Annotated in this window: 20 protein-coding genes; 1 reads left to right on the top strand and 19 read right to left on the bottom strand. The window is 30.1% G+C overall.

Going from position 1 to position 20542, the window contains the following annotated elements; all coding sequences use genetic code 11:
- Positions 1-25: 25 nt before the first annotated feature.
- The 8 genes from FHR24_RS10585 to FHR24_RS10550 all read right to left on the bottom strand — a co-directional run bounded on the left by FHR24_RS10585 (position 26) and on the right by FHR24_RS10550 (position 5702).
- Entirely contained in the window at positions 26-511 is a 486-nt protein-coding gene (locus tag FHR24_RS10585) for a beta-barrel fold lipoprotein (protein ID WP_167188155.1), read from the bottom strand.
- 13 nt (positions 512-524) lie between these two features.
- Complete coding sequence (locus FHR24_RS10580) at positions 525-821, bottom strand: hypothetical protein (RefSeq protein ID WP_167188152.1); 297 nt, start codon at positions 819-821, stop codon at positions 525-527.
- 423 nt (positions 822-1244) lie between these two features.
- Positions 1245-1553 carry a DUF6730 family protein gene (locus FHR24_RS10575; protein WP_167188149.1) on the bottom strand — a complete coding sequence of 103 codons (309 nt, stop codon included), beginning with the start codon at positions 1551-1553 and terminating at the stop codon, positions 1245-1247.
- Complete coding sequence (locus FHR24_RS10570) at positions 1541-2377, bottom strand: relaxase/mobilization nuclease domain-containing protein (RefSeq protein ID WP_167188146.1); 837 nt, start codon at positions 2375-2377, stop codon at positions 1541-1543. Before FHR24_RS10570 ends, FHR24_RS10575 begins: the two co-directional genes overlap by 13 nt.
- Positions 2377-2670 carry a mobilization protein MbpA gene (gene mbpA / locus FHR24_RS10565; RefSeq protein ID WP_167188143.1) on the bottom strand — a complete coding sequence of 98 codons (294 nt, stop codon included), beginning with the start codon at positions 2668-2670 and terminating at the stop codon, positions 2377-2379. Before mbpA ends, FHR24_RS10570 begins: the two co-directional genes overlap by 1 nt.
- 57 nt (positions 2671-2727) lie before the next feature.
- Positions 2728-3768 (bottom strand): DUF6371 domain-containing protein, encoded by a 1041-nt coding sequence (locus tag FHR24_RS10560; RefSeq protein WP_167188140.1) that lies wholly within the window; start codon positions 3766-3768, stop codon positions 2728-2730.
- A gap of 230 nt (positions 3769-3998) precedes the next feature.
- On the bottom strand, positions 3999-5396 hold the full coding sequence (locus FHR24_RS10555; RefSeq protein ID WP_167188137.1) for a DUF3987 domain-containing protein: 1398 nt from the start codon (positions 5394-5396) through the stop codon (positions 3999-4001).
- A gap of 6 nt (positions 5397-5402) precedes the next feature.
- On the bottom strand, positions 5403-5702 hold the full coding sequence (locus FHR24_RS10550) for a helix-turn-helix transcriptional regulator (protein ID WP_167188134.1): 300 nt from the start codon (positions 5700-5702) through the stop codon (positions 5403-5405).
- Between the two features lie 273 nt (positions 5703-5975).
- Between FHR24_RS10550 and FHR24_RS10545 the strand changes: the two genes are divergently transcribed.
- Positions 5976-6122, top strand: a complete 147-nt coding sequence (locus FHR24_RS10545) for a hypothetical protein (protein WP_167188131.1) — start codon at positions 5976-5978, stop codon at positions 6120-6122.
- Between the two features lie 56 nt (positions 6123-6178).
- Here FHR24_RS10545 and FHR24_RS10540 read toward each other — a convergent pair whose 3' ends face one another.
- The 11 genes from FHR24_RS10540 to FHR24_RS10490 form a co-directional block, all read right to left on the bottom strand.
- Entirely contained in the window at positions 6179-9241 is a 3063-nt protein-coding gene (locus FHR24_RS10540; RefSeq protein WP_167188128.1) for a type I restriction endonuclease subunit R, read from the bottom strand.
- Between the two features lies 1 nt (position 9242).
- Positions 9243-11567, bottom strand: coding sequence for an AAA family ATPase (locus FHR24_RS10535; RefSeq protein ID WP_167188124.1), 2325 nt, complete (start codon positions 11565-11567; stop codon positions 9243-9245).
- Positions 11557-12237, bottom strand: a complete 681-nt coding sequence (locus FHR24_RS10530) for an ABC-three component system middle component 1 (RefSeq protein WP_167188121.1) — start codon at positions 12235-12237, stop codon at positions 11557-11559. Before FHR24_RS10530 ends, FHR24_RS10535 begins: the two co-directional genes overlap by 11 nt.
- Positions 12234-13499, bottom strand: a complete 1266-nt coding sequence (locus FHR24_RS10525) for an ABC-three component system protein (protein WP_167188118.1) — start codon at positions 13497-13499, stop codon at positions 12234-12236. The genes FHR24_RS10530 and FHR24_RS10525 overlap by 4 nt, the downstream gene beginning before the upstream one ends.
- 15 nt (positions 13500-13514) lie before the next feature.
- Positions 13515-14951 carry a restriction endonuclease subunit S gene (locus FHR24_RS10520; RefSeq protein ID WP_167188115.1) on the bottom strand — a complete coding sequence of 479 codons (1437 nt, stop codon included), beginning with the start codon at positions 14949-14951 and terminating at the stop codon, positions 13515-13517.
- Positions 14951-17329, bottom strand: a complete 2379-nt coding sequence (locus FHR24_RS10515) for a type I restriction-modification system subunit M (RefSeq protein WP_167188112.1) — start codon at positions 17327-17329, stop codon at positions 14951-14953. The genes FHR24_RS10520 and FHR24_RS10515 overlap by 1 nt, the downstream gene beginning before the upstream one ends.
- A gap of 126 nt (positions 17330-17455) precedes the next feature.
- Complete coding sequence (locus tag FHR24_RS10510; protein WP_167188109.1) at positions 17456-18412, bottom strand: HipA domain-containing protein; 957 nt, start codon at positions 18410-18412, stop codon at positions 17456-17458.
- Positions 18409-18729 (bottom strand): HipA N-terminal domain-containing protein, encoded by a 321-nt coding sequence (locus FHR24_RS10505; RefSeq protein WP_167188107.1) that lies wholly within the window; start codon positions 18727-18729, stop codon positions 18409-18411. Before FHR24_RS10505 ends, FHR24_RS10510 begins: the two co-directional genes overlap by 4 nt.
- On the bottom strand, positions 18701-18943 hold the full coding sequence (locus FHR24_RS10500; RefSeq protein ID WP_167188104.1) for a helix-turn-helix domain-containing protein: 243 nt from the start codon (positions 18941-18943) through the stop codon (positions 18701-18703). Before FHR24_RS10500 ends, FHR24_RS10505 begins: the two co-directional genes overlap by 29 nt.
- Before the next feature lie 146 nt (positions 18944-19089).
- Entirely contained in the window at positions 19090-19455 is a 366-nt protein-coding gene (locus FHR24_RS10495; RefSeq protein ID WP_167188101.1) for an HIT family protein, read from the bottom strand.
- Positions 19452-20483, bottom strand: coding sequence for an HNH endonuclease domain-containing protein (locus FHR24_RS10490; RefSeq protein ID WP_167188098.1), 1032 nt, complete (start codon positions 20481-20483; stop codon positions 19452-19454). Before FHR24_RS10490 ends, FHR24_RS10495 begins: the two co-directional genes overlap by 4 nt.
- Between the last annotated feature and the right edge of the window lie 59 nt (positions 20484-20542).

Below are 20542 nucleotides of genomic sequence, written 5' to 3'. Positions count from 1 at the left end.
ATGTTGTGTTCTTTATTTATGGATATTAAAAAACATAAGATTTAGTAGCTGGTCCAGATCCTTTGATTACATCAAAATCTTGATTAAAAATCTCTTTGTCATTTTTATACACTGTAAAATTATAATGTACTCCAACATCTGTTAAAGAATACCCTGACGTTGTAATTACAACATGTAAAGATTTAGTCTTATTTGCAGTGACAAACGTATAACTACCTACTTCTCTTTCATGTACATTCACAAAAGCAGTCCTTCCTAAGTTAATTTCTTTTCCATTTATTATTTCTAAAGTATTGACATCATATACATTATCTGATAAACCCGAAACAGCTAGTATTCCTGTGTAATTTTCAACTTCTCCTGTTTGAGTAAAAACAAATTTAAATTTGCTTTTTTCAGAAGTTATTACATCTGTTATCTTTTCATTTTCAATGGAGTCTGAATCATCTTTTGAGCATCCAGTTACAAGCATAGTCATCAAGACTATACCTAAAATCATTTTTCTTTTCATATTTATTTATTGTTTAAAAATTTTTCTTGAGAAGACTACCAATACTTTGAGGGTAACTACGATTAGAAGTAGATTTAGGTTTGTAATTGTTGCTATTACAATTTTTACATGCTTTTAAAAGCGTGTTCTTTTTGTGTAGTTCTGATTGGTAATTACGAGGATTAGAACGTATAGCGAACACCAATTTCATCAGTTGAGTACTGATTTTTGGATTGTCTATTACATGCTGATAACGGTCTATGTCTATTTTGGTAAAATTGAATTCTTTTACTAAGACTTCTTGAAGATTGAACTGGCGATTGTATTCCATTTTTCACGTATTAAAAAAGCGTGGAACTGAACTCACTGGTTTTAGTGGTCTCGCCAGAAACCTTCCCCCCAAGTAAGAACAGCCCACGCAGAACGTGGGCATCTTAACTTTGACATTGGAGGGTTACAAAACCTGGCGAGTTTCTAAAACCAAATCAAAAGCTAAACGCTTTATATTATTATATGTTATTTTCTGTTTGTAAAATTAGGTATTTATAGAATAATAGACCTAACTATTTTTGGGAAATTACAAAGATTATAATGTTCTTAAACCCACTACAAAACTTAAAACCCATGGTTATGTTGTGTATAACATATAAAAGTCATAAAGTAAATTTACTTTATGACTTTTAAGGTTTTGTTTAGCTTTTTGAACAGAGGGTATAATTAGCCTTTTATATTCTTGTAAAGAATATAAAAACCACTACCTATTTAGTAATAACCCCATGAACAATAACACCACACTAAGTAATATAACTATTGTAAACATTAGAAAACGCTTATTCTGATGTTTTAACTCTACAATAGATTGGTTAAAAAGCTTTGTGTGTTCCTCGTTTTGCTTATTGCTATGCTCAATATGTTTACTTAAAATTGCTTTTAACCTATCTGTATTAGGCTCTATCTTAATTTTTTTAAGAGCTTCTTTTTCTTGTTTAAACTCTTTTACCAAAGTCTCCATATGATTGATTTCATCAACTATAAGCTCAGTAATGATTTCTATCTTTGCCATGTGTTTTTTCTTTTTTTATTTCTGTTTGGTTCATACTCTCCTGAATAGTCAAATAATAAATTATTGAAATTAAATTGTTCTTTATTACTACTTAACTCCATTTTCTGCTCTCCAGGAGCTACAAAATTCAATTTATTGACCGACATATCTCTATGCACTTCTGAGCCTTTAAAACTATGCCCATTATACTCATACCTAAACCCTTGAAGTTTGTTTTGCTTGTTTATTACTGATTTTACAGTAACATTGATGTTTTTCATTTTTTTGATGTAATCATCTACTGATTTTGGTCTTTGTTTCATGATTGAATCATGAATAGATTTAATTTCTCCTCTTATTAATTTTGTGCTTTTTTGTTTTTGTTCTCTAACCTGATCAACAGTGGTTAAACCCATTTGCAAAGCCACATTTTTTGCAGCTACTTGAGATCTTTTTCCTATCCTCCAGGCATCAAAAGCTTTACCTTCAAATGATATTCTATTGACGTACAAATGGACGTGTTTGTGATTTTTATCATTATGGATATAACCAACTGCTTGATGTTGATCCAGTTTTAATTCTTTCAAAAAAAGCTTGCAAACTTTTTCAAAACTAGCTTCATTCATTTTCTTTCCATCCTCTATTGTTGGACTAATAATAAAACTAAACGTATTCTGCTTACAGTTTGTGTTCTGATCCTGAAACAGTTTAAATTCTTTGGATATTTCACTTGGCGTTTCACTATGCAAGTAATTACTGTAAACAATTTTTGCAGATTTATTTAAGTCATCTCCGTAAAGCAACGCTGCTTTAGTATTAGAGAGACTACTGCCTTTGGCTATCATTAGTTAAACCCTTTTAAATGTTCTTTAAATTTATTAGCTAACTCTCTTACTTCTAAACTTAGTTTTGGGTTATTTTTAGAAAACATATTACCTATTCTCTGAAAGTGATGATGGTATTGTATAAGAGATTTATACAATTCTATTTGTTCATCTGTAAAACGTTCTATAATTTTTTGATTATTTACACTTCTTCTACAAAATTCACTAACTGTTAATCCGCATAATTTTGCGTTTTTTTTAATGAGTTTTCTCTCATAAAGAGAGACTCTAATTTCTATTCTATAATTTTTCATCTTTTGCAACCTTCGGGCGAAAAAGCAAGATATGTACGTACGTGCATCCATCTTGCTCTACTCACACGTGTTAATAATTATCTCCTTTATATCAATATCAAAAACGGAACGTAAACAATCAATATTAGGACTTCTTTTTTTAATTTTTTGATAGATTAAATCTTCTGTAGTTTTAATTACGATTTCTTCATTTTGAGATTGATTCACAAAATAATCAGCTATATCAAAACCCTTTCTTTTTTGGTTATCTGTTCCATTTTCTTCAAGTAAATCAGAAATACTTATATGATAACCTAACTTATTCAATCTATCTTTTTGTAAGCTCCACCTTAAAAAGGGAGAACCATTTCCTTTGTCCAAACCTAAATCAGGATATAAAATAATTTTATGTTGTTTAATTACTCTTAATTTTTCTTCTAACAACCCTGATAAATTTCCACAAGCAAGCCAAGTGTATTTATCAAATATTTGACTCATGATACAAGCTGTTTTTTCAGATTCTACAATTGCGATTGTTTGATTCTTACTTTTCACCAAATGTTCTCCAAAAAGACATTGTTTCAAATTAAAATGACTTTTAATTCCCTTCTTAATCTGGTAAGAATGAACCCAATAGACGTATTGGGTTCTTTTACCACTTTCTTGATATGAAATTATTTTACCACTTCTAATTTTATGATCATTATCTATTTGCCAAAAAACCGTTCCGTTGTACCAATAAGAAGCTGTTCCAATTTTATAATTATTAATAATTGACAATACTTGCTCTTTATTAAAAATTTGATTTAAGAATTTTACAAAATTATTTTTCTTAAAATTATCCAAGGTTAATTTTAATTCTTCTTTAGAATGGTAACTAGTAACAATTTCTTTTTTTACATTGTTAGGGATGTAATAATTTTTAAAACTGACATTATTCTGTTCAAAATACATTTTAGGTGTATAATGATATCCACAATTGATTTCTCTATCACATCTACCAACTTTATGATCTACATAATCATCCGTTTCAGTATCTATATAACGAACCAATCTTTTTTTTAAACATTGAGGGCATTCAAATTTTTTAGGAGATTTATCTAAACTGTATTTATACATAAGCTTTACATTTAGTTCATTTAGTTCATTTAGTTCACAACCCTTTATAATCAAGGGCTACAGAATAATATAAGACTACACAATAACTGCACTAATTTGCACAAGCTCATATTTCACAATACAAACTTGTGCAAGACACTGCATAAACTTTGCACAAACAAAAAACATCAACTGACTTTTTTTCAAAAGATTAACATCACTTATGCAGTTAATGAAGTTAGTGCAGTACCCTATAACTTCTTTAAATACTTTCCTCGTTCTAATTTTGTAAATAATTTTCTATCATTGAGATACGTTTTAAATTGCCTTTCAGAAATTCTTGGTTTCCCGTTTTCTTTTTTACATGCAATTTTAACTCCTTGACCCGTTCCGAATTCTTTGGGTAAATCATTTAAGATATCTAACTGAAGTTTTGTTAGGCTCTCTAAGTAATTACGTTGAGTTGTTTCTTCTCTAACCCTCAATGCTGTTTTTAAGAAATAATCAAATAACAATATGGCTTTCTTTGTATTCTTTAAACTTATTATTGAATCAGATTCACCATCACTAGCATGGTGTAAAAGCTGTATGATAATGGCAAAACGGATAACATATTGTTGAAGTTTAATATCTATTCCCCTTTCATAATCAAATAAATAATCTTCTGGTCTATTATTTTGCCATGCAAATAAAAACTCCTGAGCATCTTTATTAAAAGGTATTAATTTTGGTTCCTCACTTTTATTTATTAATTTATCTAGAATGGCATTGTAATTACTAAATAGTCTAGGATCTATTTTAGTGTTATTCCATTTAATTCTCAATGGATTACTTGGATATACAAATAACAACCTATCAATAAATCCATTAACGTTTCTACCCTCTTTAGAAAACTCTTTTAAAACACCTATCTGTGTACTTCCAACAACACCAATAAAGGTATCATCAATTCTAATACTCTTAGAGGTAGCTCTATCAATTGACACTGTAGTACCACTCCAGAGACTTAAATATGTTTCAGCCTCACCACTGCTAGAATATCTATTAAAATTCTTTAACCATGATAATAGTTCATCAGCATAAATAGTTAATCCACGTTTGTTATGATAATGTGAAAGCAACAATGCTTCTGGAGTAAAATCAGAAATTAATAACTTATTCAGAATTGGTCGTTTAGGTTTGTTTTCTGTGGCTTCTTCATAAACACTTATTTCATTTTCATAATCAACAAATAATTTTTTATCATGATTTTGAATAGGTTTATAACAAAAACTCAAAGCGTGGCTTTTAGAATCTCCTGGTCTCCCAACAATAACCATAAATAAATTACATTTTTCTTCCCATCCTTTTTTTACGTTTGCTTTATAGCTCTTGCCAATTGCCGTAGATGCAGCAGACAAAATACCAGATCCTAAATAATCGATTGAAAATTGGTAAATATCTGAAACTTTAAAAATAATTTCTTGAATAGCTTTTGGAAAAACATCAACTGGAAAAACATTATCTTCTTCATTCGTTAATTTAATACTATCAAATTCTAAATCTTGTAAATCAATAATTCCATTCTTTTCTGTATATTTGTTTTGCGAATTACAAAGATCTCCTTTATTACTTTCTGAAGTAATGGGGGATTTTTTGTTTAAACTCATTTTCTATTATCTTTTTGAGTTAAACACATAGTCCAAAGCTTTTTGCTTACTGCTTTGATCTGAATAATCAGATCTTAAGCACCAATCTTCTAACTCTTTTTTATCAAAAAGTATAGCTCCTCCTGTGGGTCTCTTTGCAGGAATACCAGATTCTTCTTGATTAGAAGTTAATTTGTACATTTTACTTTTACTAAAGCCAGTTATCAGGCAAGCATTTTCTAAATTTAGGATTCTAGTTCCTGATAATAATAGTAATTTCTCAATTCTGTCAATTTTATGTTCTAAATTAAATTCCTTTTTGTTCATCATTTTAAGGTTTTGTAATTAATGAATAAACAAATGCACTTGTAATTGTTGTTAACAGATGCAAATAAATAACAAGATTTGATCTCAATAATTATTAATGATTGATTCATTAAAAATCATTACCTATATGACTTAAAAACAACCACTTACAGTTAAATAATGATTTTGTTCATTATTTAATCATTAGTTTAAAAAGCTAATTATAAAGCAAAAATGCAGATACAGCACACACATTGTAATTACTTTCAGGTCTAATTCTAAATTTATATTATTATGGCTGTAAAGCACACACCAACACAAGAAGTACACAAAGGAGTAAAAGGAGGGACTACAGGTTGTGGTTTTAACACCAATGAACACTCTAATCATTGGGTGAATTCTAATGAAAAGATTACTTGTGCCAAGAATGGTTGTAAGTAGAAATCACTTAAAAACACCTATTAGAAATAACAGGTGTTTTCTGAATTAAATATTGTTTAATTTGTAGAAATATTTGACATGCGTTTCATGGTATCAAAAAAAGCTTTGTAAAAACTATCGTCTTTTGCATAGAGTCTGTACAAGTCTAACTCTTGTTTTCTTTGTTTAGACATGACTTCATCTAATATTTTCTTGAAGGCTAAATCTTTGTTTTGTTCATCTTGATTTTCTACTACTTTAGGTTGAAAATCTGGATGCGCTTGTATAGATTTTGTTAGGCCTACAAACTTTACTCGTTGATCTTCTGGTGTGGCTTCCCAACCCTGAAACCAACGTTCGTTAAAGCTATTGATAATCAAATCTAAAGGATCTTTTTCTTCCTCTCTACCATGAGCCCCTCTAGGATTTGGGTTTTGTGGATCTACTTCGCTATCCGTATCATCTAAACCAATCGATTCATTTAATTTTACACGTTCTAGTCCGTAGGTAGATAAATCTACCGATTCTAACAATTCGTCTAAACCTTCAATTCCCTCTGGTTTTACAGGTAGTTTTGGAATTAAGAATTTTAAAAACCAAAATAGTTTTTCCCAGTTTAATACTTCAAAAGGTAAAATGGCAGCCATTTGTCCATAAATTTTTACAAACTGTTTGGCTTTAATTTTAAAATCCGCTTTTTCATCATCTTCTAACTCCAACTCGTGTATAAAACGTTCAGAAGCTCTTTCTATAATTGGGCTTAGAATTTGTGCATCTACTTTGCTAAAAAATTTATGGTTGAAATCTTCCACTTCATTCCATTCATACACTCCTACATCGTCTAACACTTCTTTTAATTCGTGTAATACATTTACATCTGTAGCTCCACTTAAAGAAGTTGCTGTGTAAAAAGGATCAAAGGCATTTTTAATATCTTCCGTAGTATTGAAAAAATCTAGTACAAAAAGGTCTTCTGTTTTCTTTCCTAATTTATTGGCTGCTCTATTTAAACGAGACAAAGCTTGTACCGCCAACACCCCTTGTAGTTTTTTGTCCACATACATGGCACATAACTTGGGTTGATCGAAACCTGTTAGGTATTTGTTAGCTACTACTAAAATTCTGTAATCATCCTCATTAAACTTATCTTTGGTGTCCTTTTCAGCAAAACCATTCATTTCAGCTTCGGTGTAGTCTATCCCATCTACTTTTTTAGTTCCCGAAAAAGCTATGGCTATTTTAAAAGGCTGTCCTTTTTCTTCTAAAATACGTTGTAAAGCTTTGTAATATTTGATGGCCGATTCTATACTCTGCGTAATAACCATGGCTTTGGCCTTCCCTTTTAACTTTTTCTTATTGATAATGTTTGGGATGAAATGATCTAAGATAATTTCTGCCTTGGTCTGTATGGTTTCTTGATGTTGTTCTACAAAAGCTCGTAATTTTTTTTGTGCTTTGGTAGTATCAAACAAAGGATTGTCTTCTATAGACTTCTCAATTTCGTAATAACTCTTTAAAGTGGTGTAATTAGACAGTACATCTAAAATAAACCCTTCTTCGATGGCTTGTTTCATAGAGTACAAGTGAAAAGGAGTGAAACTTCCATCTTCTTGCTGTACTCCAAACTTTTCTAAAGTAATGGGTTTGGGTGTGGCAGTAAAAGCCAAATAACTCGCATTTCCACGCATTTTACGAGACTCCATGGCTTGTACAATTTTATCTTGTGCATCTAGCTCGTTCTCTTCGTTTGCTTGTTGTCCCATGGCTGTGTTCATGCTATCATGTGCAGCACCACTTTGGCTAGAGTGGGCTTCATCAATAATTACGGCAAAACGCTTGTCACTTAAATCTGCTATTCCGTCAATAATAAATGGGAATTTTTGAATAGTGGTGATGATGATTTTTTTTCCTTGCTCTAAACTGCTTCTTAATTCTTTGGATGAAAAAGCGGGTGCAATGATGTTTTTTATTTCGGAAAAACTAGCAATGTTTTCACGTATTTGTTTGTCTAACAATCTACGATCTGTGACTACTATGACAGAATCGAACAGAGGTTTTTCTATGTCCGTACCTCCAGGAACATTTTGGTTTTCTGGATAAGTTTCTATGAGTTGATAAGCCGCCCAGGTGATGGAATTAGATTTACCCGAACCTGCAGAGTGCTGAATTAAATAGGTTTGACCTACTCCTTTTTTACTAGCATCGGCAATAATTTTACGTACCACATCCATTTGATGATAACGAGGAAAAAATAAGGTTTTACTTTGTAAAGAGTCTTTTTTCTTACCATCTAAACGCACAAAGTGTTGAATGATGTTTGCCAAACTTTCTCTGGTAAATACCTCGTCCCACAAATACTGTGTTCTATGGCCTGTAGTACCGGCAGGTAATTCTGGATTCCCTTTTCCATGTTTGTTTCCTTTGTTAAAAGGTAAAAAGAAGGTGTTTTTACCATCTAGCTTGGTGGTCATGTAAGCTTCATCAGTATCTACAGCAAAATGAACGATACAACGAGCAAAATTCAACAAAGGTTGTTTGGTGTCTCTTTGTGTTTTGTATTGATGTTGCCCATGTACTTTGGCTGTTTGCCCTGTCCATGCATTTTTTAATTCCATAGTTACCAAAGGCAAACCGTTGATGAACAATACCAAGTCCACTTCTTCTCTAGGATTGTCTATGCTGTAACGTACTTGCCTAGTTACACTAAAACAATTTTGTTGAAACCTGTCTTTTATGGTTTGACTACTGCTTGCCAAATGCAATTGATACAACAAGGTAAAATTGGCATCATCTACCTGTAAACCTTTGTTTAACAAGTGTAAGATTCCATATTTTTTCACCAATCTATCCAAACGATTCAGAATTTTTAATTTCCAATCGGTTTGTTTTTGCAATTTAGACAACTCCTCTTTTTGTGTACTTTCTAAAAAAGACCAAAAAAACTGCTCATCTATGGCAAAACGTGTATTAAAATTACTAGCCTGTCCTATATAATATCCCTTACCTGTTTGGTATAGTTCTGCACTTTCGTTTACTGCATCTACCGTAGTTCCTTGTGCTTTTAGCTCTTCTAAACAGGTTCCTGTTAGGTGTTTTTCTATGGCAGCTTCTAAGGCTTGTTCGTTGGTTTGGCTATGCATATTAATTATTCTTTATTTTACTTAAGTCTAGACTTAATGCATCAATATTAAATTTCTTAAATTTATATCTTACATAATTAGATAACATTTGTTCATGTGTAGATAGGATTATCTGTCTATCCGAAAAATCATTTCTTAATAATTCCACAAATCCAGCGGTATTAATATCATCCATTGTTTGAACTGGATCATCAATTAGCAGTAATTTACTTTTTGAGTACTTTTTATTTAAAGCGAGTGTAAATGATAAAATAAGTGCTGATAATTGACCTGTACTCATTGAAAAAATAGCATCATAAGTTTTAGATGGTGAAGACACAAATTTTATTTTATCACCCCTATCTATTATAAATAGTCCTAATCCTCCTTGAAAATCTTGAACAATTCTACCAGAATATATATGAAACAGCAATTCTATATCCTTAATTAACTGGCTACTATATTTCCTTAGAGATTCATCTAGAACATCTATAATAGCTTTTATTTGAGCTTGATAATTAGATAATTTTTTGTTTTTTTTATCTAGAACAGTTAACTCTTCTTTTTTCTCTCCAAGTAATTTATTTTGATAAATTGAGTATTGCCATTCAATGTATTTTCTTTTACTTTTCAAGTCATCTAAACTTATTTCTTTAAGAAGTTTTTGATTGGAAGAAAAGAAACCCCCGAAAATCTCGCTAAAATAATAATCAATATTTTCTTGATTATATTTTAGTTTTTGATTCTCAATTATACTTTCAAAAGCCTCAAAACCAAATATATTTTCTTTTATTTCAATTGAAGTACTTTCAGAATAATCAATGCCAAGTCTTTCTAATTTATCTTCAATTCTATCAAGCTTTCTATTCGTTTCAATTTCAAAAAAGTCTGATTTGAAATATTCTGGATTATAAACAAAATCTTTGGTAAACTTATCTAATTCGGCAAACAAACTGTCTTTAACGAAAGTTAAAAAGGTATTAGAACCATCAACAAGCTTTTGGCCTAAATTATTATTTAATAATTCAATTTCTGTTTTTTGTGCTTCTATATTTTTTATTAGTTCTGTACTAGAATTGTAATCTTTACCACATAATGGACAAATACCATTGTCATTTAGCTTTTTATGATAATCAAGCAAGTGCGATTTTAAAGCATCTCTAGATGATAAGATTCTTGAATATATTTTTTCAGCTGAATTAGAATTCTTTAAATCCATAGTTAATTCATCCAACATATGCTGATATTTAACTATCACCTCATTATCCCTATATTTATCAAGAATAATATCAGGCATATTGAAATCATTTTCAATTATCTCATCGATTTCAAATTCTTCGAATAACTTTTTAAAATCAATAACATCATTTAGAAAATCAGCCTCCTCTTCTATTTTTTCTTCCTCTTTTCTGAAATTTTGATAATAGTAGAAATTTTGTAAAATATCCTCATTGCTTAAAAGGTTATCAATACTATTATTATGAAGATAATTTATAAAATCTCTTTTATTTATTATTAGGTTTTCTAGTTGTTGAAAAGTATTATCGTCATCATTAAATAATTGATTATAGCTAATTCTGTTAAAATCAATTTTCTCTTTATCCCATTCAAAATCCTTATCTACAAACATTTTTTTGAATGAAATAGAATCGGCTTTTTTTAAAGATTCTTTAATTTTTTTAATAGACTCATTAAGTAACTGGATTTGTGATTGTAAACCATACTCTCCTTTTAGTTGTTTTTCAATAGCATCATTTAAGTTTAAATATTTATCTAATTTCAAATTAAAATCATGCGTATTAAACAGATAGCCAATATTTTGCTTCTTTTCTTGTTCTTTAGATTTTAAATAATGAAAAGTATCCTCTTGCTCTACATAATTAATAAATTCAAAATCATGCTTATAATTTAAACCCAGTATTTCCTTAAGAAAGCTATCGTTAACTTCTTTTGAATCATCGATAACATCTTCAAAATTATTTAAGCGATACAATATAAAATGGTTAAAATTTATTACGGGCTCTAATGCTTGAGCATTTTTTACAGCAATAAAATAATCTACATCATCAAAACTAAATTGTAATTTTAAAATAATTGTACCATCTGCACCTTCTGCATTATATAGTGGGTTTTCATTTCTTCTTTCTCTACCATCTATTAAATGGTCTAATCTCTTATAGCGTTTTATTTGATTTGTAAATAACAATTCAATAGCATCATAAATAGTCGTTTTACCAAATCCATTGGGACCATCAAAAACAATTAGGCTTTTGTCTTCAAAATTAAAAGTTTCCTCCTTGTAAACTTTGAAGTTTTTTATATAAAGTTTTTTTATTTTAATTCCCATTGTCTGTCTTATTATCTAAAAGTTCAATTAATTCATCTAAATCAAGATTATCTAACTCAGATAAAACACCCTCTTTATGTTGCTTTTCAATAAGTTCGCTATATTCTAATAATTCTTTTTCTACTAAAGTTTTTTCTGCTTCTTCAAAAAGATTGTCTAAGGTTTGATTAACTTCTACATTAATTTTAAGAAAAGGTAATTTATGAGCAAGGTTATACAGTAAATGTCTCCAACTAGGTTCTGAATAGTTACTCTTATAATTATTGAATACACTTTCATTTACTATTAACTCTAATATCTTTTCTGGATTTCCTTTTTCAGTTTGTTCTAAAAGTTGTTTCATAATATCTGATGTAAACAACAACACATATTTTTTGAACTGAAAAGGGTCTTCTTCTATTAATAAAATTTCTTTCTTTTTAATTTCATTTTTATCATTATTCGCTAAAACTAATAATGATGTATTTTTAACAAACTCCTTTGTATCTATGTGCTCTTTAGATTTTTCAAACCATTCATCTTGTAATTCCAAAACTCTAGATATGTTATTTTGCTCAACAACTAACCAGTAATATTTCCTGTCTCCATTCGAGATATATAAATCACCAAAATCCAATTCACTTAGCTCGAAATCATGTATATTAAAAATACTTCTAATTAAATTTTTCATTTAATATTTTTTTTTGCGTTTTCTAAAGTTGTCAATGAAATTTTAGACCATTTAGTAACATTATTAACATTATTTAAATTGCCTTCAACTTGAGTCTGGTGGTTAAGCTCTTTTTCAATTGATTCCACTTCTAGTGCTGTTGTTATTAGTTTGTCACTCTCATAGGGTACTTCAATATCTATTTGAGTAATGTTTTCAAATATCCTTTTACAAACTTTTTTTTTTCCTTGCTCTGGATTATTTATTGCTGTTGCTGTATAGGTTAAATTATCAGATCCCTTCCAAGTGAAATTTCTTCCAATTTTACCGTCTGAAGCTGAAAGTTCATGTAATATTTGAAGAAAAGCATCTTTAAACTCTTCATTTTGAATGTTATAATCTTTAAAATCTAATATTGAATTTAATTTTACTTCCCTATGAGGTAAAATTGACTGAATAAACTTGATAAGTGAAGCCTTATTGAGTCCATTAATTTGCATTAAATATATTGCTAGTTTATTTTTCTCTTCTTCAGTAATTGCTCTTTCATCTTCAATCTCATGACAGAATTCTAAATAATAATGATTAATTAATTCTTTAGACAAAAACAGAAAGTAATCTTCATTTAAAATTGTTGTTGGATCACTTACTAATATCTCTCTAAAATTTTCAAAAGGTATAATAAAATAATAAGCCCCCTCAGAGATTGTTAAACCGTTAATAGCGTGATTATTTGCATGAATATCAATTATTTGAGAACAAACAATAGACTCTAAACTATTACGTAAAGCTGTTACATTCTCTACATTATTATGATGTTGTAATAGATTATTATTTAAATATAAAGCTATCTGTTCTTCACAAAGCCTATTTATATCTTTTAATTGACAGAAAGAATTAGCTCCATAATTATAAATATTAATTGTAGGATGAAGAGATTTAATTTGTGCATCTGTTTTTTCGTTTTGAGTGGAGATATGAAAATAAGCACCACTACATGGAAAAGTAATTAACCTCTGTTCTAATTTATCAAAAGCATCTTTATACGTTGAGTATAAATTACTCTTCATAGCTTTAACTTGATGTAAAGTTATTGGCTTTATGTCTGCATCAACTATTGCAAAATCTTCTAAAGAATCTAATTGTAAAGAATAATTTAGAGCGTTGGCATCTGTGTTTAATAAATTTAATACGTGATATAGTGCTACTTTTCCTTGATAAATAAAACCACTCCAAGTAGCAGCTGCTGTATGTATGTCATTTGGGTCAATTAACTGATTCATAGCTTTTCTTTTTTTTTAACAAACCTTTACTTTACCCGTTACCACACTATTTATGATACTACTCTTGTATTCTTTTAACTTGGCAATTTCTTGCTGTTTTAAGCCAATAGCAGTTTCTATTTTTTTGGAAGCAGTTTCTATATAGGCTGAAATTTCTTTTTGTTCTGAAAGTGGTGGAACAGAAGCATAAATAGTTTTTAAATTGTTAACATTAAATCTAAAAACCTTAATTCCAGTTGCATACTTTCTTAATTCCTTAGAGAATATTTTAGAAATAAAGTACAAGTAATGACCATCTAATTTTTCCTTTTTTGGTTTTAATACCATTTGTTCACCTCCTAATAGACCTAAATCACTCCTATTATAATAAGCAGAATGACCTAAATCTTCTATTGTCTCAGATGTTGAAACAAGAATTGTATCACCAAAGTTTACAATTTGGCTTTCCTTGTAAAATTCATCATTGACATAAAAATTATATTTATCATCTATTTCATCAACCTTATAAGTTTTCCCATATTGCAGAGCAACATAATCTCCTGTACTCAATAATTCATCTTTACTGAAAGGTGAATTCCCTCTCACGAAATCACATATACCAAATAGCTTCTTCACCTCCCAATGCGCAGGAATTTTACCAATCCATTCAACACCAGAATCCTTCATCTCGACTCCGCTCGATGACCCAACACCACGAGTTACAGCTTTGTGTATTAAAATTTGTTTGCGTTCTTTAAGTAAGTTTATTTGTTGTTCTTTAATAGCAATAGCCTCGTCTATTTTGGTGGTTTTATCGTCTAAAAAATGGGCAATGGCGATTTGTTCTTGGAGGAGTGGAATCCAAATATTAGTTTCTTTTAAAACAGATTGAGTTATACTATATACTTTAACTCCTTTTACTTTTTTTCTTATTTGATTTCTAAATGAAGTTGAATCAAATACAAACGCTAAAAAAAGTGATTCTATTTCAATTTTTGGTCTTGCAATAACTGTATGGTATCCAGCAAAAATTTTATCACTTGATTTTAAATGAGTAAAATTTCCCGAACCTTCAATATCTTCTGATGTATCAGCAAAAACAAAATCTCCTTTATTTAAAAGTGAATTGGAATCTGTTTTTAAATATTCTTTATTTACACATTTCAATTTATGTTTTGTGATATCTAATTCAAATCCATACTTTGAATGTATTTCTCCGTAGTTAACACAACAAACTCCTTCATTTCCTAAATTATGTTTGGTAATTGTCAAACCTTTACTTTGATTTAACACGAACTTAAATTTCTTCACGCCCCAATGTTCAGGAATTTCTCCTAACCAGGTTACTCCTGAGGGTTTGTAGTTTGGGTATTGTTGTATCTCGACTCCGCTCGATAACCCTATCTCGACTTCACTTTGACTATGATTAGTGACTTCGCTAGATGATTTTGTTTTGTTTTCAGCTTTTTCCATTACACAAGGTTTAAAATTTCAGTAATTAAACCATCACTTTGTTTTTCTAGCTCCAAAATATCTTTGGTTACGTCTTCTATGTTTCGTAACGGTGTGTGCTTGTAAAAATATTTGTTAAAACTAATTTCGTAACCTATTTTGGTAGCATCCAAGTTTATCCAAGCTTCTGATACATGGGGTTGTACTTCACGTTTAAAATAACTATGTATGTTGTCTTTTAGAGGTACGTTTTCTGTATCGCGTAAGTCACTTTCGGTTTCGTAGGTAATGTATTCTCCTTTATTAGCAGATCCTGAAACAAGTTCAGGATGACAAGGGTAATACCCAAAGTCTGCCAAGTCTTTTTCTTCGCAATCTAAATGCATTAGTAGTTTTGCAAGCTTATCACCCGACAATTTTTCAACTTTTTTAATCACTTTTTCAGCATCGGCACTGTACCAACTTACCGCATTTAAAATGGCTTTTTTATCAGTGGCACTAATACTTAATTTTTGCTTTTTGATTTCAGCATCTACTAACTTTTTAAATTGGTTAAAATCGTTGTACTCATCTTCTCCAATGATCTTTAACAAGGTAGTTCCAGTTTGAACCAAGTTTAGATGCTTTTTCCATGTATCTGCCTTTGTTAATTTCTTTTTATTGGCTGCTGATAGATTGATTTCATTTTTTTCGCACCAATCTAAAATATCTTGTTCGTGTTCTTGAGTATTGGTGTATATATTATCTCCAAAGGTTTCGTAGGCATATTGCATAGGTTCTAATAGCGCTTTGTCAAAACGTAAGGTTTCTATGCGTTCTGCTGTAAATTGTGCTTTTAAACGTTTAGGACGTTCTATACTGGCTTTGTAATACCCAAAATCTGTATTGTCAAACACCTGAGCTTCGACAGGCTCAGCTACCAATTTTTGTTTTGGCTGGGTTGCCATGTTGGAATACACATCTACTATTTCTGTAATATGTTCAGGAGCAAATTCGCAATTTTTGTTTCCTAAGTTTTTTCTTAGTTTTCTATACAGTTGTCCTGCATCTATCAACTGTACTTTTCCTTTACGGTTGTTGGCTTTGTTGTTGTTTAGAATCCATATATAAGTGGTGATTCCTGTGTTGTAAAACAAATTGTTAGGCAATTGTACAATGGCCTCTAACCAATCATTTTCTATAATATACCTACGGATATTACTTTCTCCTCCACCGGCATCTCCTGTAAACAAACTACTCCCGTTGTGTACACTGGCAATTCTAGACCCTTTTGTTTTGTCATTTACGGGTTTCATTTTAGAAACCATTTCCATTAAGAATAACAATTGTCCATCGCTAGAACGTGGAATGGCATCTACCTCCTCTTCTTGTCCCCAATAGTTTTTTAATTTTATTTGAAAACGAGGGTCTATTACCTCTTTTCCATCTTTGATAAATTTTTGTTCACTGGCCCAAGATTTTCCATAAGGAGGATTGGATAGCATAAAATCGAAAGTAGTTCCTGCAAATTCATCTGTAGATAAAGTAGAACCTACACGTATGTTGGCAGGATCATTTCCTTTGATCATCATGTCACTTTTACAAATGGCATAAGTTTCATCGTTGATTTCTTTTCCATATAAATACACATCACCTAATGCCTTTATTGCTCCTTCTTCATCTTTGATAAAGTTTTGCGCTTCGGTTAACATTCCCCCACTACCACATGCAGGATCGTAAATGGTCATGACTGGAGGTAAATTTTCTTTGATGGGATCAAAAATAATGTGTGTCATCAAATCAATTACTTCACGAGGTGTAAAGTGCTCTCCTGCTTCTTCGTTATTGTCTTCGTTAAATTTACGTATCAATTCCTCGAACACATATCCCATTCCTAAATTAGACAAAGCAGGTAGTTTTCTACCTTCTGTATCTTCTTTGTCATAAGGTGTTAGGTTGATGTTTGGTGATGTAAATTTTTCTAACACATCTAACAACACATCTTTAGCTGCCATGTGGCGAACTTGGCTCACCAAATTAAACTTTTCTATAATCTCTTTTACATTGGGACTGAATCCGTTTAAATAGTCTTCAAAATTGGCTTGTAAAATTTGAGTACTGTTAGTAGCTGTGTCTTTTATTTTTTGCAAAGTCCATTTACTCGTGTTATAAAATACAAATCCAGAAGCATCTCGCAATCCAGACTCGTCCCATTCTGTAAAGCCTGCTTCGTCTCGTTGAAAGATGATTTCTTCTAAAACGGCTTCTTTGGTAGGTTCTAACAAGGCATCTAAACGACGTAAAACAATCATGGGTAAAATAACATCACGGTATTTACCACGTACGTAAACATCTCTAAGACAATCGTCTGCAATAGACCAAATAAAAGACACCAATTTATTGTGTACAGAATTATTCATAAAATTTATGTAGGATTAAGGGAAATAGCTTTTTTTAAAGATTAAATATACAAATACACTCTATATTTTGTTTTCATTTAATTGTATTTGTTTTCATTTGTGTAGTTAGAGTACACTTTTAAAAGATTAATACTGTATCATCTCAATTTGTTTTGCTCTATCTTCAATTACTTTTTTTAACTGCTCTTTCTTAGCTTTTGTTAAAAAACTACTATCTATCAACTCATTCCATTTTTCCATTCCTTTTTCTATACGCTTAAATAAGTTACTTATAGCTTTAGTGGGGATATGAGCTTTATTCATTGCAGTTTCAAAATCACTCCTTTTTAATTTCCTTTTTTTCCCATTTAAATTTAAAGCTAATTCTTCTTCATCTTCAGGAATTAGAAGATTTACCGCAACCATATCATATACAGGAGTTAATTGATATTTTTGTTGATCTAAAGCTATTACCGAAAAATTCTTTAAATGCATATCATTGTTTCCTATTAAAAAAGAAACCAGTACTTGCTCATAAAATTTAACGACATGAATTAATGGGTTTTGTGTATAAGCTATAATTCCTTTGGCTATTTGCTCGTAAGATCCTTTATACTTATGTTCTGTAAGTCTATCAGTAAACTGACAGGCATCTTCCATAGGAAATTTAATATTTCCTAATCCTCTATCAATTCTTTTGGTTAAATAAGCCAACGTACCATCTTTTAAAGGAATCAATAAAAAGGGAACGGTAGCAACACCACAAGCTTTAGCTAATAACATAGATAAAGCCTCAATTTCGGGCATTTGAGGATACAAATGGAAAGGTGGCTTTAAAATATACTTTCCATTCAAAGCTCCCACAATAGTTAGTCTAGATTCTTTTTGACCCTCTGTAAATCCTAAAGATAATTTAGGCTGTACACCAGTTACAATAACCCTTTGAGCAACATTTTGTTTCGCTAGGTCTTCAATCTCTGAAACTTCATAATCTAAATTAAACACAGGTTCATCTTCTTGCCAAAATTTTTTTAAACACTTTTTATGGTAATTAGCAATTCCAGTATTTGGTTCTATTTTCTTTAAACAAGCTAAACAAATCATAAGTCAACAGGAATTATACTTATATTACCTATACAGTCTCTACAAGTGGTTAATAGTAAGCCCATTCTATCTCTAGGGTTTAACTTCCAATTTTTATGAGCAATTTCTAATAGCCAACCTTCAGGTATAAGTCCATCAAAAAAAGAAAACATATATCTACTTTCAAAAGGTTTAGATTGCAAAGGAAGTGTTAGACTAACAGCTTTTGCTGAGTCATTTTTTAGATAATCTGCATCATAACAAAACACATAACCATCTTCGTTTTCAATTAACATCCCTGCTAGTTGATTATGAACCCATACTTCTCCTTGTCTCATCGCTTATAGGTTTGATAGTTAATGTATGACCAAAAAACAATAATACTTGATTGATTTTATCAGTCATTAAATTAGGTTTTCCTTGTTCTAGTTCTCGTAAAAAACGCAAACCAACTCCTGTTATATCTGCTAATTCAACTTGAGTTAAGTTTACTTTTTTACGACTCTCTCTTACAAACAAAGCAATGTCATTATTTCTATTTCGCTCCTCCATAATTATACCTTTATGGGTGCAATATACTAAAATAAAACATAAATACACCCAATAGGGTATATTCATATGCTTATAAGCAAAAAAACACCCTATTGGGTATAATTTTATTCAAAATTAAATGTTTTTCTATATTTAGAAAACATAACTTAATACTTCATCATATTAGGAATTACACCTCTTACTCCTCCTTCTGGATGTTCTATATCTCCTTTATATCTAGGAATCACATGACAATGAAAATGATAAATGGTTTGTCCTGCATATTTTCCACAATTCATTCCAATATTATAACCATCTGGAGAATTATTCTTTTCAATTAATAATTTTGCCTGATTTATAACTTCTGACAAGTTATCTTTTTCATCTTTAGATAGTTCAAAGTAATCTTTTCTTAGTTCGTTAGAAATAATCAAAAGATGTCCAGGAGAAACAGGAAAAGAATCTTTTATGATAAAGAAGAATTTATTTTTAAAAATAATTACAGATTCAGGAATATTCAAAAAATTTTTCATGAGTTCATATATTGAAAACCATTATTATGGGCAATAGTAAGCATTGGTTTTATAAGTTCTTCATATTTCAATTTACTAAACTCTTGATTAGGAAATATTGGTAAGTAATCTTGAAGAAATTTATTTTTAGGTCTAATTGTTTTGATAATTTTATAACCTTCTTTCTGAAGTTTATAAAAGTCATCAAAGTAAATATCAAAACTAGGAAGCTTATCACTTTTACTAGAATTAAAACTAGACTCAGCAGGTATTAAATTCCACATTAAATCATGAGCAACAAATTGATGTGGAATAAAATGTTCAATAATGTAACCTCCAACTTTTAATTTTTCTCCAGTATAAATACAATTAATATATCCCAATTCATTTAGGATCAAATCCCAAAACATTTTTTTGTGATTATTTAAACTACCTCTTACAATTGGTCTTTGTATTTTATTTGGAATATCTGGTACATTAGGATTTCTTGCTTGTAAAAACAAGGTTAAGTTCCAATAACAGAAAGATTTCAATAAACCACTATTTACCCTAAAATATTCAGACCAACTATCTAATATAATTATTGAATCCTTTAGAAGTATATAAGGAGCATTAACATTTTTATCCAGCGATTTATTATACACTTCAGCTTTAGACCCTGTACCAAGCCATGGACTCAAGAATTTATGAGGTACGTTTTTGTCAAAATGATGTAGTATTGAATTAGTCGTTGTATTTTTTGATTTTAATAGTTTATCTAAGATTATACTTTTCTTAGAGTCAACATTAAGATTTTCAACATTCTTTATTGTTCTAACGGCATCCTGTATCAAATCCTGTTTTCCAAATGACACATGAAAATAATTTACAGTATACCAAGATAAAGTTAGCATTCTAGCAAAAATTTCCTTCTTATTAATTTCAATTTTTCCTTCATCAACACATTCTAGTATTGCCCAAAACCAATAAAATTTATAAGTTGCACTGGTGTTTTTAAATACAGATGTAAGTTTAGAGATTGATATGTTTTGTTCTGGTGGTAATTGCATCTTTATATTTGTAATCAAACAAGGTCTTAATTTCAATATTTTAAAAATAGTTATTTTTA

Source organism: Wenyingzhuangia heitensis (genome assembly GCF_011762155.1).
In the GTDB taxonomy this organism is placed as follows: domain Bacteria; phylum Bacteroidota; class Bacteroidia; order Flavobacteriales; family Flavobacteriaceae; genus Wenyingzhuangia; species Wenyingzhuangia heitensis.
This window is presented reverse-complemented; position numbering and strand designations above follow the sequence as displayed.

Bases quoted from the DNA above. Each gene is read 5' to 3' on its own strand.
- FHR24_RS10525 (WP_167188118.1), bottom strand. From the start codon at position 13,499: ATGAATCAGTTAATTGACCCAAATGACATACATACAGCAGCTGCTACT.
- FHR24_RS10535 (WP_167188124.1), bottom strand. From the start codon at position 11,567: ATGGGAATTAAAATAAAAAAACTTTATATAAAAAACTTCAAAGTTTAC.
- FHR24_RS10555 (WP_167188137.1), bottom strand. From the start codon at position 5,396: ATGAGTTTAAACAAAAAATCCCCCATTACTTCAGAAAGTAATAAAGGA.
- FHR24_RS10530 (WP_167188121.1), bottom strand. From the start codon at position 12,237: ATGAAAAATTTAATTAGAAGTATTTTTAATATACATGATTTCGAGCTA.
- FHR24_RS10520 (WP_167188115.1), bottom strand. From the start codon at position 14,951: ATGGAAAAAGCTGAAAACAAAACAAAATCATCTAGCGAAGTCACTAAT.
- FHR24_RS10490 (WP_167188098.1), bottom strand. From the start codon at position 20,483: ATGCAATTACCACCAGAACAAAACATATCAATCTCTAAACTTACATCT.
- FHR24_RS10550 (WP_167188134.1), bottom strand. From the start codon at position 5,702: ATGAACAAAAAGGAATTTAATTTAGAACATAAAATTGACAGAATTGAG.
- FHR24_RS10545 (WP_167188131.1), top strand. From the start codon at position 5,976: ATGGCTGTAAAGCACACACCAACACAAGAAGTACACAAAGGAGTAAAA.
- FHR24_RS10580 (WP_167188152.1), bottom strand. From the start codon at position 821: ATGGAATACAATCGCCAGTTCAATCTTCAAGAAGTCTTAGTAAAAGAA.
- FHR24_RS10500 (WP_167188104.1), bottom strand. From the start codon at position 18,943: ATGGAGGAGCGAAATAGAAATAATGACATTGCTTTGTTTGTAAGAGAG.
- FHR24_RS10585 (WP_167188155.1), bottom strand. From the start codon at position 511: ATGAAAAGAAAAATGATTTTAGGTATAGTCTTGATGACTATGCTTGTA.
- FHR24_RS10560 (WP_167188140.1), bottom strand. From the start codon at position 3,768: ATGTATAAATACAGTTTAGATAAATCTCCTAAAAAATTTGAATGCCCT.
- FHR24_RS10570 (WP_167188146.1), bottom strand. From the start codon at position 2,377: ATGATAGCCAAAGGCAGTAGTCTCTCTAATACTAAAGCAGCGTTGCTT.
- FHR24_RS10510 (WP_167188109.1), bottom strand. From the start codon at position 18,412: ATGATTTGTTTAGCTTGTTTAAAGAAAATAGAACCAAATACTGGAATT.
- FHR24_RS10575 (WP_167188149.1), bottom strand. From the start codon at position 1,553: ATGGCAAAGATAGAAATCATTACTGAGCTTATAGTTGATGAAATCAAT.
- FHR24_RS10515 (WP_167188112.1), bottom strand. From the start codon at position 17,329: ATGAATAATTCTGTACACAATAAATTGGTGTCTTTTATTTGGTCTATT.
- FHR24_RS10540 (WP_167188128.1), bottom strand. From the start codon at position 9,241: ATGCATAGCCAAACCAACGAACAAGCCTTAGAAGCTGCCATAGAAAAA.
- FHR24_RS10505 (WP_167188107.1), bottom strand. From the start codon at position 18,729: ATGAGACAAGGAGAAGTATGGGTTCATAATCAACTAGCAGGGATGTTA.
- mbpA (WP_167188143.1), bottom strand. From the start codon at position 2,670: ATGAAAAATTATAGAATAGAAATTAGAGTCTCTCTTTATGAGAGAAAA.
- FHR24_RS10495 (WP_167188101.1), bottom strand. From the start codon at position 19,455: ATGAAAAATTTTTTGAATATTCCTGAATCTGTAATTATTTTTAAAAAT.